Consider the following 15,937-nt stretch of genomic DNA (forward strand, 5'->3'; position numbering starts at 1 on the left):
TAAAAACTACGGAGTAACCATGAGTAAGCCATCGAATAAAGGAAATGCGTACGTGAAGCCAATTGCAGCGGTTGTTACAGCTACGCTTTCAACTTGGGCAAGTGCACAGGATGTTCAAGAACTATCGGTAACCAAAGCAGAAACTAAAACTGAGTCTAGTTATGTTGTAGAAAAATCAACGTCGCATAAATACACTCAACCGCTACTCGATACAGCTAAAACGGTAACAGTAATCAACCAAGCGGTAATGAAAGACAGAAACGTAGATAGCCTACGTGATGCTTTGCGTAATGTTTCAGGTATTTCTTTAGCAGCAGGTGAGGGTGGCTCACCTACTGGCGATAGCATGTCGATTCGTGGTTTTAGTGCAACAAATGATATTTTTGTTGATGGTATTCGTGATGTTGCAGGTTACACACGTGATATTTACAACATTGAAGCCGTTGAAGTTGCAAAAGGCCCAGGCTCTGCAGTTTCTGGTCGTGGCGCAACAGGTGGTAGTGTTAATTTAGAAAGTAAAAAGGCGAAGTTAGACAACTTTAACGACGTTTCTCTACGTTTAGGTACAGAAAACGATTACCGTGGTCGTTTTGATACTAACATTCAAGTAAACGATACAAGCGCACTACGTATCAATCTTCTTACTGATAAAGGTGATGTTGCAGGTCGTGACCATGTTGAAAATGAAACAAATGCTGTTGCGTTTGCATTTGCAACAGGGCTTGGTACAAACAGCCGTTTTGATTTAAACCTAGAGTATCAACGCCAAGACAATTTACCAGATTATGGTATTCCTTGGGTTTACAGTGATACGCCATTAGCTGAACTTGCAGATAGTGCACGCTCACCTTCTCCTGTCGACTTTGATAACTTTTACGGTAATATTTACCGTGATTACGAAGATATTGAAGCTTACTCAACAACAGCTCGTTATGAGTATGATTTTTCTCAAAATACTACGTTACGTGTGCAAGGTCGTTTAGGTAAAGTTAAGCGTGAGTCAGTAACAACTGCACCGCGTTATTTCTCGGTTACAACAGACACTGATATTACCTTTGCGGATGAAAAAACACGTGATACAGAAAATTCACTTGCTGCACTTCAAGTTGATTTAATTGGTAACTATGAATTTGCTGGCTTTACTCACGATGTTGTAGTGGGTGTTGAACTTGCAAATGAAACGTTTACACGCCATAACTTTGTTGCCACTACGCCTGATAACCTAATTGAAGATGGAATACGTAACGACTTATACAATCCTGATGCAACAATTGCATTTACGGGTGTGTACGGCCGTGACGGTACAAGCATTGAAGCTAAAGCTAAAAACCAAGCTATTTATGCATTTGATACAGTGACGCTTAACAAGCAATGGGAAGTTACAGGTGGAATTCGCTTTGATAGCTTCACTACGGATTATCACAACGATTACAATGATCCAAGCGCTTTAATTTCTACAAGTGACGATTTATTTAGCTGGAATGCAGCTGTAGTTTATAAACCTACAGAAAATGGCAGTGTATATTTAGGCGCAGGTAATTCATTTAACCCATCGGCTGAAAGCCTAACGGTATCTACGCGTTCAAATGCAGCTGATTTAGACGCAGAAGAAAGCCGCAGTTATGAATTAGGAACTAAGTGGAGCCTAATGGATGGCCGCCTGCAGACTAATGCTGCACTTTTCCGTACTGAAAAAACCAATGCCCGTACTGATGACCCATTTGCAGATAGCTCAAGTGACGAAATACTCGGTGGTGAGCAGCGCGTTCAAGGTTTAGAGCTTTCAGCAACGGGCCTAATTACTAAAGAGTGGACTGTAATTGCTTCATACACTTACCAAGATAGCGAAGTAACAGAAGCATTAGGCGACGACGCAACTCAAATCGGTAACGAGCTTGCACGTACGCCTAAAAATAGCGCGAGTGTTTGGACTACGTACGATATGTCGGATAAGTTATCGTTTGGTTTAGGTGCGCAGTATGTAGGTGAGCGTTACAACGGCACTACGTCAACACGCTCTCGTGCGCCAGGTTATACTATTTTTGACCTAATGGTTGCGTATGACATATCAAAAGATTTGAGCCTGCAGCTTAATGGTGAAAACCTAGGTGATAAAGATTACGTTGATCAGTTAGGTGGTGGACACTTTGTACCAGGTGATGGTCGTAAGTTTAGTTTAACAGCGAGCTACTCTTTTTAATTTTAAAACAAATTAAAAAACAAAAGTAAGCATAAGGGCAGGCCTATTACCTGCCCTTAATTATTTGATGAAAATGTGAGAGGGCGCACATGATAGTTAAAATTCCAGAGCTATTAACGAAAGAAGAAGTGGCGTATTGCCATGAGGTTTTGCTTAAAGCGCAGTGGGCCGATGGCAGTATTACCGCAGGTCATCAATCAACCAAAGCAAAAAATAACTTACAGCTACCTGAAAATAGTCCTGAATGCCAAGAGCTTGGCGATATTATTATGGCAGCACTTGCGCGTAATAATTTGTTTATGTCGGCTGCACTTCCTGCAAAAATTTTTCCTCCGTTATTTAATTGCTATCAAGGCGGGCAATCGTTTGGTGTACATGTAGATAATGCAATTAGACAAGTGCCGGGTACGCCAGTAAAAATTCGTACAGATGTATCAATGACGTTATTTATTAACGATCCTGAAGACTATGAGGGCGGTGAACTTGTTATTGAAGACACTTATGGCTCACACAGTGTAAAGCTGCCCGCAGGCAGTATGGTGTTATACCCTTCAACGAGTTTACATCGTGTAATGCCAGTAACGAGTGGGCGTAGATTAGCCTCATTTTTTTGGCTGCAAAGCATGGTAAACAGCGACGAAAAACGTAGTTTACTCTTTGATTTAGATATGTCGATTCAAAGTTTGCGCAGCAAAGTAGAAGATAGCCCAGAGATTATTCAATTAACAGGTGTGTACCATAACTTGCTAAGACAGTGGGCGCAGACATAACGAAGATACTCGTTATTAAATATTGGATATAAGTAATTAAAAGCTGCGCTTTTCGCGTGAGTAAGCTCTACGCCTACGACGCAGCCATAAAATTGAATTCGGTGTTTAAAATGCTCGGTATGCGCGGCTTGATGCCGCGCACTTATTGTAAGCGCAAAGCTTGTTTTACTTAACCTTTATAACCGTTAGGGTTATTTGACTGCCAGCGCCAGGTATCTTGCATCATTTCATCAATACCGCGCACTGCTTCCCAGCCAAGTTCATTAAGTGCTTTTTCTGGCGCTGCATAACATGCTGCAATATCACCAGGGCGGCGAGGTGAAACCTGATAGGGTACAGCCTGATCGCTTGCTTTAATAAATGCATTAACCATTTGTAGTACAGAGTAACCATTACCAGTACCTAGGTTATAAACTAATGCACCCGTACTGCTGGCAATTTTATCAAGCGCTTTTAAATGGCCAATCGCTAAATCTACAACATGTATATAGTCGCGCACACCAGTGCCATCAACTGTGTCGTAGTCATCACCAAATACAGCGAGTTGCTTTAATTTACCTACCGCTACTTGTGCGATAAACGGTAAAAGATTGTTTGGAATACCATTAGGATCTTCACCAATTAAGCCCGACTCATGTGCACCCACTGGATTAAAGTAACGCAAAATAGCAAACGCAAAGCGCTCATCTGATTTAGCGATATCTTGTAGCATCATTTCAACCATTAACTTAGATGTGCCGTAAGGGTTGGTAGTACCGCCTACAGGGAAATCTTCTTTGATTGGTAAGCTTGCAGGGTCGCCGTAAACCGTGGCTGACGAGCTAAATACCAATTTAAATACACCCGCATCGCGCATCGCATCAACAAGCGTAAGCGTACCTTGAACGTTGTTTTGATAGTACTCAACTGGCTTTGCAACCGACTCGCCTACTGATTTTAAACCCGCAAAATGTATAACACTATCAACCGTGTGTTTTGCAAATACTGAATCTAAAAAGGGTTTATCGAGAATATCGCCTTGGTAAAAAGTGGCTTCTTTACCTGTTATATTTTTTACGCGCGCAAGTGATTCTTGTGATGAGTTACTTAAATTATCAATAACAACAACATCGTTACCTTGCTGTAAAAGTTCTAAAACAGTGTGCGAGCCAATATAGCCTGCGCCACCGGTTACTAAAATAGTCATGAAAGCTCCGTGGGTACCTTTTATCAATTAAGTTAATTTCACCATAAATAGAGGTGATTTACATGTTTTATCTGTAATTTATATGATTTTAATCGTATTTTTTTGATATCAGCACATTAAATACTTTTGATTACATTTTGTGCAAAACAAGTAACACTTGATTCGTAAGATTAAGTTATAGTTAATAAACAAGTGCTAAAATAGCTTTAGTAATAGCTAATGCTAGGTTTACTCCAATCCACACTTTTGTGATTGGTTACCTCTTTGGAGAAAGATATGAATTTAGTTAAAAAAATAGCAACAACAATGTGTATCGCATTGCCTGCGCTTGCCCATGCTGGTGAGTCTGTTGTTAAATGGAATGACTTTAATGATTATCGTGATGTGCGAGCGTCTAACCAAGCTAAGGGCTCGTATCACAAAAGTATTGCGGTAAGTTTTGAAAAACATATGTCTAAATTAGCTGAGCAACTACCAAAAGATTATAAGTTAAACGTAGAGTTTACTGATTTAGATTTAGCGGGAGATGTGCGTTATGGTGGTATGGAGGAAATTCGTGTAGTAAAACCAATATACTTTCCACGCATTAAGCTTAATTATTCGTTAACCAATAACGACGGTACCGTGCTTAGTAAAGATACTGATGTGGAGCTCAAAGATATGGGCTTTATGGATAAAATTAAAATGGGCCGCGACGAATCACTATATTACGAAAAACGCTTATTAACAGAATGGTTTGGTGAGCAAATATTACCAAATTTAGATTAACTTAAAATAAAAATGCCGCTAAATAGCGGCATTTTTATTTTTAAGCTTTACTTAAAAGTAGCTAACAGCGTGAGTATTTGTTGTAACTTAATAACGGTTGTTTTAAGTTTTTCTTCATCAAAACCATCGTTAGATAAGCTTTCAACGTCAGCGGCTACGTCAAGAACATACGGCTTAAAGCGTTTAGCTTCAAAGCTAAAACCAGCATCTTGTGCAAATAAGGCTTTAAATTTGCCATGGCCTTGCTGTTGTAGTTCATCGAGTTTTTTGTCGGCATCAAGCGCCTGACGATAAACAATTTTTAAATTAGTATTGAGTTGTTCAATAATTGAATCCATGGTTTTCCTAAAGCTTTGTACTGCATGGCCGACATAATACTTGGATTACATTTAAAAGTCAGGTTTGTTATATGAATATATCAGGCACAAGTTTACCCGCTGTTTCTGGCTCAGGCCAAGGCAGTGAGCTTTATAGCGCTGCTTTATCTAAAAAGCAGCAACTAGCAGATGGCGCAGCAGCACTTGCACTTATTGAAGGTGCTGCACAATCGTCAAGTGCACAAACACCGGCTAAGTCGGTAACTGCATCATTGGGTAACAACGTAAATATATATGTTTAAATTAGCTTAAGATCGATAGGTGTTTTGCTTTTTTGGCCACCTATTTCTCTAACTAATTTAGGCACTAAAAATCCAGGCAGAGCTTTTAATAGCTCTGCCATTATTTCAATTGCTTGCGCTTCATTAATATCAAAGTGGCTGGCCCCTTCAACTTTATCTAGCAAATACAAATAATACGGCAATACGTCTGCGTCAAATAACGCTTCGCTTAAATTTATTTGCGCATCGAGCGTATCATTCACATCTTTTAAAATTACAGCTTGGTTTAGAAGCGTTATGTTTGCTTGTTTAAGCTTTTGCATGGCAGCTTTAAAATCAGCGTCTATTTCGTTGGCGTGGTTTATGTGATTAATAAAAATAATTTTTAATGGCGATTTTGCTAATCGCTCACATAACTCATTGGTAACACGTGCAGGAATAACAACAGGTAAACGGCTATGAATTCGCATTCGTTTAATTTGTGGTAATTGCTCAAGCTCATCTAAAAACCAACTTATGGCATCGTCTTTGGCCATGAGCGGATCGCCACCACTCAAAATCACTTCGTTTATATCAGCATCTGATTTTATGTAGCTTAGTGTTTCAAGCAGACTTTTTTTATTAAGTTGGTTTTCTTGATACGGAAAATGTCTTCTAAAGCAATAACGACAATTTACTGCACAACCGGTTTTGAACATCACTAAAACCCGTGATTTATACTTATGTAAAAGACCTGGTTGGTCGTTATCTTGCTCAAGTAGGGGATCTTTATTAAAACCCGACTTAGTTAAAAATTCTTGATGGCGTGGCATGACTTGCAATAAAAGAGGATCGTTTGGATCGCCTTTGCGTATTTTTTTTATAAAAGGGATAGGCACGCGTACCGGAAATAAACTGCGGGCTTTTAGGTCGTTTTCATGGACTTGGCTCGATAAACCGACCATTTCAAGCAAGGTTTTTGGGCAGGTAACTACATTTGCTAATTCTTTTTGCCAGTTTTTATGCAAATTTGCTTCATTTCTTTGTATCATTGGCATGTAGATTACTCGAAAAAATATAAATAGAGGAAACGATGGCGAATTATAGCACCAACGAGTTCAAGGGCGGCCTAAAAATTATGATGGACGGCGAGCCTTGCAGTATCTTAGAAAATGAAATGGTAAAACCTGGTAAAGGCCAGGCGTTCAACCGTGTTCGTATCCGTAAACTTATCTCTGGTAAGGTGCTTGAAAAAACCTTTAAATCGGGTGAATCAGTTGAAGGTGCTGATGTAATGGATACAGATTTAGCGTATCTATACACAGACGGCGAATTTTGGCATTTCATGAACAACGAAACATTTGAGCAAATTGCTGCTGACGAAAAAGCACTAGGCGATGCAGTTAAATGGTTAGTTGAAAATGATTTATGTACAATTACATTATGGAACGGCAGCCCTATTGCTGTTACACCACCTAACTTTGTTGAGCTTGAGATCACTGAAACAGATCCTGGCCTTAAGGGTGATACAGCGGGTACTGGTGGTAAACCAGCAACGCTTAGCACAGGCGCTGTAGTACGAGTTCCATTATTTGTACAAATTGGCGAAGTAATTAAAGTAGACACTCGTAACGGTGAATACGTAAGCCGTGTTAAGTAAGCTTTAACATTGTTTATAAAATCCCAGCTTAAGCTGGGATTTTTTTTGGAGAAAATATGTCAGCAGATCTTTGGGCCCCAAGCGCAAGCATTGAAACACTAAAACAACGTGCAGCGATATTACGTAGCATTCGTGAGTTTTTTTATGCACGTGATGTAATGGAAGTAGAAACGCCGAGCTTAAGCAGTGCCAGTGTAACCGATGTGCATTTGGCCAGTTTTAACACCACATTTGTAGGTCCAGGGCATGCTGGTGGGCTCCCTCTTTTTTTACAAACATCTCCAGAGTTTGCTATGAAACGCTTGTTAGCAGCAGGCTCAGGCGCTATTTTTCAGCTTTGTAAAGCATTTAGAAATGAAGAAGCGGGTAGTCATCACAATCCCGAATTTACAATGCTTGAATGGTATCGCCCAGGCTTTGATGAATTTGCACTTATGGATGAAATTGATGAACTAATGCGGCTTGTTTTAGATGTTGAGCCGGCAACAAGGCTTACTTATCAGCAGGCGTTTGAACAAGCACTTGGGCTCGATCCGCTAACAGCGAACATAGAGCAATTAAAGCACCTAGCGTATGAGCAGGGATTTGCTGATATAGCCCAAAATGAAACGCATAAAGATACCTTACTGCAATTATTATTTTGTATGAAAGTAGAGCCTACAATAGGACAAGAAAAACCGTGTTTTGTTTATCATTTTCCAGCATCTCAAGCGGCACTTGCACAAATTTGTGAACACGATACACGCGTAGCAGGGCGCTTTGAGCTTTATTATAAAAATATGGAATTGGCGAATGGCTTTAACGAACTCACAAATGCCAGCGAGCAAGCTAAGCGTTTTAATGAAGATAACGCATACCGCGCTGAAAACGGTTTAAAGCAAGTGCCAATGGATACGCGTTTAATTAAAGCGCTAGAACATGGATTACCTCAGTGCGCAGGGGTTGCTTTAGGGATTGATAGGTTGGTAATGCTCGCAACAAATAAAGAAAAAATTAAAGACGTAATAGCGTTTGATGTGCAAAGAGCGTAATGCTTAGCCTGTAGGCGTAGGTGTAATATTTGTAGGTGCGAATTTATTTCGCGCTCGTGTAATTTAACTTTATAAAAAAGCGAGGTATAAAACCTCACCTACAAATAAAAACACCGCGTTTAAATTAAACGCGGTGTTTTTATTTGCTTGCTGTAGCTTTCATTTGAAAGCCAACGGCTGTGCTTTACAGATTAAGTGTAAACGTAACACCTGCAACACGAGGCTCACCTAATTGTGTGTAGGTATGCGTTGTGTAACCATCTTGTGGATCGTTACCAAACTCAAAACCACGTGTAGGGACTGTCTCGTCAAACACGTTACGAGCCCACGCGCGAACTGCCCACATGTCTGCTTCGTAACCAAAGCTTAAGTTAACTAAGTTGCTGCTTGGTGCCTGTGAGTTATGACTATCTGAGAAGTAGTAGTCGTCCTTACCTTCAACACCAATCATACCGTAAAGCTCACTTGTAAAGTTATAGCGAGCAGTAAACGCATACTGGTATTTAGGTGACTGTGCTTGCTCACGACCGTCTTGGTTTAAGCCAGACTGCGTTACAAAGTCATCTATTTCAGTGTTTAAGTAACCAGCACTACCCGTTAAAAATAGATTATCAGTTAGTTGGTAACTACCTTCAACTTCTAATCCGTAGTTGCTACCAGAACTTGCGTTATCAACATAACCGGTAAATTGCTGACCTTCTACTTGCCATGCTTTTAACTGAATATCGTCGCGGTGCATGTAAAATGCAGCTAAGCGAAGCGTAAATTTGTCATCAAGCGATGAGCCTTTAACACCAAATTCGCCACTCCATAAATATTCAGGGTCGAAACTGGTGTGTTGCTGGAAAAAATCAGCGCTTAGGTTTAAGCCTTCATCTTTGGCTTTAGCAAGCGCTTCTGAGTTAATACCGCCAGCTTTGTAGCCACGCGTAATGCTGGTGTAGATCATAGTGCGATCAATTACTTGATATTCAAGTGCTATTTTACCGCCAACCATTACGTCGTCGGTGTCTTGTATAAAGCCATTGCTATCGGTGTAGTCGCCTTGGTATTGCTCTACACGTAAACCTGTAATTAATGTTGTTTTAGGGCCAATTGGAGTCGCTACTTGACCATATACTGCAACGTTACTCGTTTCGTAAGTTGAAGAAAACGGGCTTGCTAACCATGTGTATTGGCGCTCTAAATCAACGTCACGGTTTTGGTAATAAATACCCGCAACCCAGTTACCCGTTTTAGAATTAAACTGTAAATCTACAGACTGATCGTCGCGATCGCGGCTGTATAAATCGGTTGAGCTGTATCCATCTGGATGTAAGCCAGCAGCACATAACTTTGGCTCACTTGTATCGTTACATACCCAGTCTTCGTCAAAGCTGTAAAGTAATTCGGTATCAATAGCCGATAGGTTTAGATTTAAATCAAAAGCGTCAAAACCCGTATAAGTATTCTTAACACCTATAGCGTAGCTTTCTTGATTATCTTGCCCTGGTTCATCGGCAACACTATTGCGGCTGTTATCAAGCGTAAACGCATCGTAACCATTGTTTATGTCAATATAGTGAAGGTTTAACTCAGTATTTAAATGCTTTGTAAGCTGGCTGTTTAATTTAAAACGCGCTACTTGCTCGTCTTGATTTTGTGTTTCGTCATTTAAGTACAGGTTATCTACGTAACCGTCTGACTTTCTACGAAAGTAGCTAACGCGTGCGCTAGTGTCATCTGTTAAGCCTGTGCTTGCTGCAATACCTGCTTCGCGGGTGTTGTATGTGCCAGCACCTACTTGTAATTTTAAGCTTGGATCGCTTGTGGCTTTAGCTGAACCCATTTGGATCATACCGGCCATGCCGTCTGCGCCAAAGCGTGTACCTTGTGGGCCACGATAAATTTCTACTTGGTCTATATCAAATAATAATGAGCTGCCACCAAGGCCAGAATAGTTAATACCATCAATAACTAAGCCTACAGATGGATTAATAGGGTCTACAAATTGTGAACGAAGCCCCACGCCACGAATTTGAATATAACGACCGCGCGACGCACCAGATGCAAAATTTACATTGGCGGCACTGCCTAACATTTCGTCTAAGTAACTTGCACCACGTTGATTAATTTCATCTTCGCTAAATAAGCTCGCACTCGCGCTTAGAGTTTGAATGCTTTCGCGCTGAAAATCGCCAGTTACAACAATTCTTTCTAGGTCGCTATCATCAGCGTTAGCTGCAATTGGTGCACCAAGCAGCGGTAAAAGTGCGGCAGTAATTAAAGACAAACGTAAGTTCATTGGGTTACTTAACTCCATTTTAGGGACTCGTATGGTAGCAATTATTTAAACACATGTGCTATAAACGCGGCAATTATACGTTAAATAATCAGGATTACTAATATGACCTTTAAAGTTGACTTCAAAGTACGTGATTACGAATGTGACTTACAAGGTATCGTAAATAACAGTGTTTATTTTAATTATTTAGAGCATGCTCGCCATGAATTTTTGTACGCACACGGTATTGATTTTGCTCAATTAGCGAAAGATAAAATTAACCTAGTCGTGATGCGCAGCGAAATGGACTATAAACATTCACTATTACCAGGTGATGAATTTTATGTGGCTGTGGAGCCGCAGCGTATTAGTCGTTTAAAATTTGCGTTTAAGCAAACGGTTATACGTAAAAACGATGAAAAAGTAATGCTCAATGCACTGGCTATAGGAACGTCTGTTAATGAAAAAGGTAGGCCATTTTTACCAGAGCAAATAGATAACGTATTCAAAACTACAACTTAGTACTTAATCGGACAACTTTTAAACTATCATAGAACAAAAATTTACATTTAAAACATGCATTTTTAACGGATAAAGGGCATAAATATTGTTGCTATTACATTAATTAGACAATTAGTTAGTAGTAGCATGAAATTAGCAGCAATACCGATGCTTATAGTCGGTTTATGTGTTGGTTGCGCATCAACAGGGACGGTTACCAGTGAGCAGCTTAAATACACCCAATGGCAATTATCACGTGTTGATGGTTTAGCAATTCCACCTTCGTTTAATGCATCAATGAGCTTTATTGAAGCGCTGCAAGTAAACGGTTTTGCTGGCTGTAACAAATTTTTTGGTGAAGGCTCGCTTGAAGAAAGTAACCTTACCGTAAGTAAATTAGGAATGACGCGCAAGTCGTGTGGCGAAGAGCTTGATGAGTTTGAGCTGCAGTTATTACAAGCCTTAAAGCAAGGTGCAGAACTTAAAATGCAAGACCAGCAATTAGTCATGCAAGGTGAGCAAACATTTGTGTTTATCCCTAAATAATTTTAAGTTTTTGAAAAACAGCCCCTTGCGGGCAGTTTTTAACTGACGTACACTCAGCGCAGATTTGTTGAATAATATCTTCGAATCGACGAGCAGAATTTATATATCAATACTTGTCGGAGTGCCAAAGCTAAGTAATTAGTTTTTGGCTGAGATCGCGAAAGCGGGATCCGTGAACCTGATCAGGTTAATACCTGCGTAGGGAACAAGCTGCCTAAAATAGGACGCTTGTGCGTCTTTTTTTATGCGCACAATAAAGTGATTTTGTTTATTTTAGGCTGCAAAGTAGCATGTACGCTACTTTACGATCTTTCTCTATTCCTCGGAATATCTGACAAGACAACCCTTAAGCAATGAGGCAAGTCATGTCAAATACTACAAATAAAGCGTCACGCCGAGAAACTCGTGCTGCCGCGTCTGAATATATTTATAACCTAACGGGTCAACCGTTCCCAAATTCTCATAAAGTATACGTTGAAGGTACTCAACCAGGCGTGCGCGTTGGTATGCGTGAAATCACATTAAGTGATACGTTTATTGGCGGTACAGATGAAAACCCTGTTTATGAGTCAAACGATCCGCTACGTGTTTACGATACGTCGGGCCCGTATACCGATCCTAATTTTGAACTTGATGTACGCAAAGGCTTATCAAAATTTCGTGAACAATGGATTGAAAGCCGTGGTGACACTGAAATTTTAGAATCAGTGACGTCGCAATTTTCGCAGCAACGCATGGCAGATGAAGGGCTGGATCATATTCGCTTTGATCACCTTCCAAAAATTCGCCGTGGTGTCGCTGGCAAAAACGTAACGCAAATGCACTACGCACGCCAAGGGATTATTACTCCTGAAATGGAATACGTAGCCGTTCGCGAAAATATGGGGCGTGCAGAAATTCGTAAAGAATTACTAGCCGCGCAGCATAAAGGCGAGTCGTTTGGCGCGAGTATTCCTGAATTTATTACCCCAGAATTTGTACGAGACGAAATAGCCCGTGGTCGCGCTATTTTACCAAATAATATAAACCATCCAGAAACAGAACCTATGATTGTAGGACGTAACTTTTTAGTTAAAGTTAACGCCAACATTGGTAATTCATCGGTTAGCTCATCTATTGAAGAAGAAGTAGAAAAAATGGTGTGGTCTACCCGCTGGGGCGCAGACACCGTGATGGACTTATCAACGGGACGTTACATTCACGAAACGCGCGAATGGGTTGTACGTAACTCGCCTGTACCTATTGGCACAGTACCGATTTATCAAGCGCTTGAAAAAGTAAACGGTGTGGCTGAGGATTTAACGTGGGAGATTTTCCGCGATACGCTTATTGAACAAGCCGAGCAGGGTGTTGATTACTTTACTATTCATGCCGGTGTACTGCTTCGTTACGTACCAATGACCGCTAAACGTGTAACCGGTATTGTGTCGCGCGGTGGCTCAATTATGGCTAAGTGGTGTTTAGCGCATCACAAAGAAAACTTTTTATACACGCACTTTGAAGACATTTGCGAAATTTTAAAACAATACGATGTGTGTTTTTCACTCGGTGATGGCCTTCGCCCAGGTTCTATTGCTGATGCCAACGATGAAGCGCAGTTTAGTGAGCTGCGCACATTAGGTGAACTGACTAAAATTGCGTGGAAGCACGACGTACAAGTATTTATTGAAGGCCCAGGGCATGTGCCAATGCACATGATTAAAGCCAATATGGATGAGCAATTAAAGCATTGCGACGAAGCGCCATTTTACACTTTAGGCCCGTTAACGACCGATATTGCACCAGGGTACGACCATATCACCTCAGGTATTGGGGCGGCCCAAATAGCATGGTACGGCTGTGCAATGCTATGTTATGTAACACCTAAAGAGCATTTAGGTCTGCCAAATAAAGAAGATGTTAAAGAAGGCTTAATTACCTACAAAATTGCAGCGCACGCCGCCGATTTAGCAAAGGGGCACCCAGGCGCGCAAGAGCGCGATAACGCGCTATCAAAAGCACGTTTTGAGTTTAGATGGCATGATCAATTTAATATTGGTTTAGATCCAGAGCGTGCTCGCGAGTATCACGACGAAACCCTGCCGCAAGAGTCAGGCAAAGTGGCTCACTTTTGTTCTATGTGTGGCCCTAAATTTTGCTCTATGAAAATTAGCCAAGAAGTACGCGATTACGCTAAAGATTTAGAAACACGGGGTATTGATCCAAATGACGCTGGCGAGGCTATTGAGATCAAAATGATTGATGTAGAAGCCGAAATGAAAGCTAAATCTGCCCAGTTTAAGCAAACAGGCTCAGAAATTTACCACAAAGCGGTATAGCAAGAAGTTAGATACAGATGTAGGTGAGGTTTTATACCTCGCTTCTTTAAACATTGAAGAAGTGCGAGTGAGTTCGCACCTACTAATAACTGCTTTTGGAGGTTTTATGTTTTATAACATTGCGGTGGTGGGTTTTGGTTTAGCAGGGCGCTTAGCTGCCCTTGAGCTAAGTAAGTTGCATCATGTAACGGTGTTTGAAGCAGACGATGAGCAAACCCCAAATAGCGCCGGTAAAGTGGCAGCAGCCATGCTGGCACCGCTGGCTGAGTCGGTGTTATGCGAGGCTGATTTAGCTTTAATGGGGCTTGATTCAATGAAGCGCTGGCCAGAAATAGTGAGTGAACTTGAGGGGGATGTGTTTTTTCAGCAGCAAGGCACATTGGTTGTTGCGCATCAGCAAGATAAAGGCGATCTACAAAGCTTTACTCAGAGAATAAAGCCCATAGCAGGGCACAGCGCTCAGGCATTGAATGCTCTGCAAATAGCGCAGTTAGAGCCAGAGCTTGCTAATCGGTTTAACCAAGGTCTATTTTTACCCTGCGAGGGGCAAATAGATAACCAAGCCTTTTATAAAGCAAGTTTTACCATGCTCAACAAGCGCAAAGTTAAGTGTGTGTTTAACCAGCGCGTAACCATTAAAAACGGTGAAATAAATAATCGACCATTTGACTACATTATAGATTGTCGTGGGCTTGGTGCTAAAAGTGATAAACCGCTTAGAGGTGTGCGCGGTGAAGTCGCAAGGCTATATGCACCTGAAGTAAATTTAACGCGACCTGTGCGTTTAATGCATCCGCGTTACCCAATTTATATAGCGCCTAAACCTAATCATGAATATGTAATTGGTGCGACCGAAATAGAATCGCAAGATAGCGGCGCCGCAACAGTGCGATCAACTCTTGAGTTACTTTCAGCGGCTTATACCGTACACAGCGGATTTGCCGAAGCACGACTACTTAATATTCAAGCCGGATTACGCCCTGCATTTAGCGATAACCGCCCAGAAGTATCACAAGTTGGTAATGTAATTAGCATTAACGGCTTATATCGTCATGGTTATATGCTGGCACCGGCATTAGTGGCGCAAGTAGTTTCACGAATAGAGTGAGAATAAAATGAACATTACAATTAATGGCGAGCTACTTAATGTTAATAGCAAAGCACTCGTTGAGGTACTTCAAAGCTTTGGTGCAGTTGCACCTTTTGCTGTGGCTGTTAATGGCGAATTTATTCCACAAAGTCGGCACAGTAACTATGTACTTAATGAGGGCGACAGTGTTGAGTTGCTGTCACCCATTCAAGGCGGATAAAGCTCATGCAAACTAAAGACTGTTTAACTATTTATGGTGAGCAAGTAAATAGCCGTTTATTAATAGGCTCTGCGCTTTATCCGTCGCCTGATATCATGACCCAATCGATAGTCGCCTCTGGTGCTGAAATTGTAACCGTGTCGCTTAGGCGCCAACAAAGTGCAGCAGCAGGTGATGACTTTTGGCAGTTAATAAAAAATACAGGCTTAAAAATACTCCCTAATACTGCAGGGTGCCACAGTGTAAAAGAGGCGATTACACTTGCAAAAATGTGCCGAGAGGTATTTGCCACCGACTGGATTAAGCTGGAGCTGATTGGCGATGATTACAATTTACAGCCTGACCCTTTTGCGTTACTTGAAGCCACAAAAATATTAATTAATGATGGCTTTAAAGTATTGCCTTATTGCACCGATGACTTAGTACTTTGCCAGCGCTTAAATGAGCTAGGGTGTGAGGTGCTTATGCCGTGGGGAGCGCCAATAGGCACCGGTAAAGGCTTGTTAAATAGCTATAATTTAAAAACTATTCGAGAGCGTTTACCCGATACCACATTAATAGTAGATGCAGGTTTAGGTTTGCCATCGCATGCCTGCCAAGCACTCGAAATGGGGTATGATGCGGTATTATTAAATTCAGCCATTGCAGGGGCGGGCTGCCCAATTACTATGAGCCGCGCATTTAAAGTCGCAGTTGAAGCAGGGCGCTTTGCATATCAAGCAAAAGCAATGCCTGAAAAAGACGTTGCAGCCCCATCAACCCCAACAATGGGTATGCCATTTTGGCATCAGCAGTGAAGGAAAGAAT

16 protein-coding genes and 1 riboswitch are annotated in these 15,937 nt (G+C 41.2%); of the genes, 12 read left to right on the top strand and 4 right to left on the bottom strand.

Annotated features, from left to right (window positions below; all coding sequences use genetic code 11):
- Positions 1–19: 19 nt before the first annotated feature.
- Together RB214_RS02605 and RB214_RS02610 are read left to right on the top strand one after the other, a co-directional pair.
- The gene (locus RB214_RS02605) at positions 20–2,200 is read left to right on the top strand and encodes a TonB-dependent siderophore receptor (protein WP_309168304.1); all 2,181 of its coding nucleotides are present in this window, start codon (positions 20–22) and stop codon (positions 2,198–2,200) included.
- A gap of 89 nt (positions 2,201–2,289) precedes the next feature.
- Positions 2,290–2,970, top strand: a complete 681-nt coding sequence (locus tag RB214_RS02610) for a Fe2+-dependent dioxygenase (RefSeq protein ID WP_309168305.1) — start codon at positions 2,290–2,292, stop codon at positions 2,968–2,970.
- A gap of 169 nt (positions 2,971–3,139) precedes the next feature.
- On the opposite strand, the gene galE is transcribed toward RB214_RS02610, so the two are convergent.
- A complete protein-coding gene (gene galE / locus RB214_RS02615) occupies positions 3,140–4,156 on the bottom strand; it encodes a UDP-glucose 4-epimerase GalE (RefSeq protein WP_002960801.1) in 1,017 nt (338 codons plus the stop codon).
- Between the two features lie 276 nt (positions 4,157–4,432).
- On the opposite strand from galE, the gene RB214_RS02620 reads away from it, so the two are divergent.
- The gene (locus RB214_RS02620) at positions 4,433–4,924 is read left to right on the top strand and encodes a DUF3016 domain-containing protein (RefSeq protein ID WP_309168306.1); all 492 of its coding nucleotides are present in this window, start codon (positions 4,433–4,435) and stop codon (positions 4,922–4,924) included.
- A 47-nt stretch (positions 4,925–4,971) separates the two neighbouring features.
- Here RB214_RS02620 and RB214_RS02625 read toward each other — a convergent pair whose 3' ends face one another.
- Positions 4,972–5,262: a hypothetical protein gene (locus RB214_RS02625; protein ID WP_002960798.1), complete on the bottom strand. Its 291-nt coding sequence runs from the start codon at positions 5,260–5,262 to the stop codon at positions 4,972–4,974.
- A 71-nt stretch (positions 5,263–5,333) separates the two neighbouring features.
- On the opposite strand from RB214_RS02625, the gene RB214_RS02630 reads away from it, so the two are divergent.
- Positions 5,334–5,543 (top strand): hypothetical protein, encoded by a 210-nt coding sequence (locus RB214_RS02630; protein ID WP_002960797.1) that lies wholly within the window; start codon positions 5,334–5,336, stop codon positions 5,541–5,543.
- On the opposite strand, the gene epmB is transcribed toward RB214_RS02630, so the two are convergent.
- Positions 5,540–6,553 carry an EF-P beta-lysylation protein EpmB gene (gene epmB, locus RB214_RS02635; protein ID WP_309168938.1) on the bottom strand — a complete coding sequence of 338 codons (1,014 nt, stop codon included), beginning with the start codon at positions 6,551–6,553 and terminating at the stop codon, positions 5,540–5,542. The genes RB214_RS02630 and epmB overlap by 4 nt on opposite strands.
- A 41-nt stretch (positions 6,554–6,594) precedes the next feature.
- Here epmB and efp point away from each other — a divergent pair, with 41 nt between their 5' ends.
- Positions 6,595–7,161: an elongation factor P gene (efp, locus tag RB214_RS02640; RefSeq protein ID WP_024596699.1), complete on the top strand. Its 567-nt coding sequence runs from the start codon at positions 6,595–6,597 to the stop codon at positions 7,159–7,161.
- A gap of 56 nt (positions 7,162–7,217) precedes the next feature.
- A complete protein-coding gene (gene epmA, locus RB214_RS02645; protein ID WP_309168307.1) occupies positions 7,218–8,192 on the top strand; it encodes an elongation factor P--(R)-beta-lysine ligase in 975 nt (324 codons plus the stop codon).
- A 184-nt stretch (positions 8,193–8,376) separates the two neighbouring features.
- Here the strand turns inward: epmA and RB214_RS02650 are convergent, their stop codons facing one another.
- Complete coding sequence (locus RB214_RS02650) at positions 8,377–10,494, bottom strand: TonB-dependent receptor domain-containing protein (RefSeq protein ID WP_309168308.1); 2,118 nt, start codon at positions 10,492–10,494, stop codon at positions 8,377–8,379.
- 84 nt (positions 10,495–10,578) lie between these two features.
- Here RB214_RS02650 and RB214_RS02655 point away from each other — a divergent pair, with 84 nt between their 5' ends.
- From RB214_RS02655 to RB214_RS02680, 6 genes are all read left to right on the top strand, one after another.
- Positions 10,579–10,977, top strand: a complete 399-nt coding sequence (locus tag RB214_RS02655; RefSeq protein WP_309168309.1) for an acyl-CoA thioesterase — start codon at positions 10,579–10,581, stop codon at positions 10,975–10,977.
- Positions 10,978–11,103: 126 nt separating this feature from the next.
- Positions 11,104–11,502 carry an META domain-containing protein gene (locus tag RB214_RS02660; protein ID WP_309168310.1) on the top strand — a complete coding sequence of 133 codons (399 nt, stop codon included), beginning with the start codon at positions 11,104–11,106 and terminating at the stop codon, positions 11,500–11,502.
- 107 nt (positions 11,503–11,609) lie between these two features.
- Positions 11,610–11,724: riboswitch (TPP riboswitch) on the top strand.
- A 143-nt stretch (positions 11,725–11,867) separates the two neighbouring features.
- Positions 11,868–13,820 carry a phosphomethylpyrimidine synthase ThiC gene (gene thiC / locus RB214_RS02665; RefSeq protein WP_309168311.1) on the top strand — a complete coding sequence of 651 codons (1,953 nt, stop codon included), beginning with the start codon at positions 11,868–11,870 and terminating at the stop codon, positions 13,818–13,820.
- A gap of 106 nt (positions 13,821–13,926) precedes the next feature.
- Complete coding sequence (locus RB214_RS02670) at positions 13,927–14,928, top strand: FAD-dependent oxidoreductase (protein ID WP_309168312.1); 1,002 nt, start codon at positions 13,927–13,929, stop codon at positions 14,926–14,928.
- Positions 14,929–14,935: 7 nt separating this feature from the next.
- Positions 14,936–15,130: a sulfur carrier protein ThiS gene (gene thiS, locus RB214_RS02675; RefSeq protein WP_002960781.1), complete on the top strand. Its 195-nt coding sequence runs from the start codon at positions 14,936–14,938 to the stop codon at positions 15,128–15,130.
- Between the two features lie 5 nt (positions 15,131–15,135).
- A complete protein-coding gene (locus RB214_RS02680) occupies positions 15,136–15,927 on the top strand; it encodes a thiazole synthase (RefSeq protein WP_165744953.1) in 792 nt (263 codons plus the stop codon).
- Positions 15,928–15,937 lie beyond the last annotated feature (10 nt).

Source organism: Pseudoalteromonas sp. HL-AS1 (assembly GCF_031198785.1).
GTDB lineage: Bacteria > Pseudomonadota > Gammaproteobacteria > Enterobacterales > Alteromonadaceae > Pseudoalteromonas > Pseudoalteromonas distincta.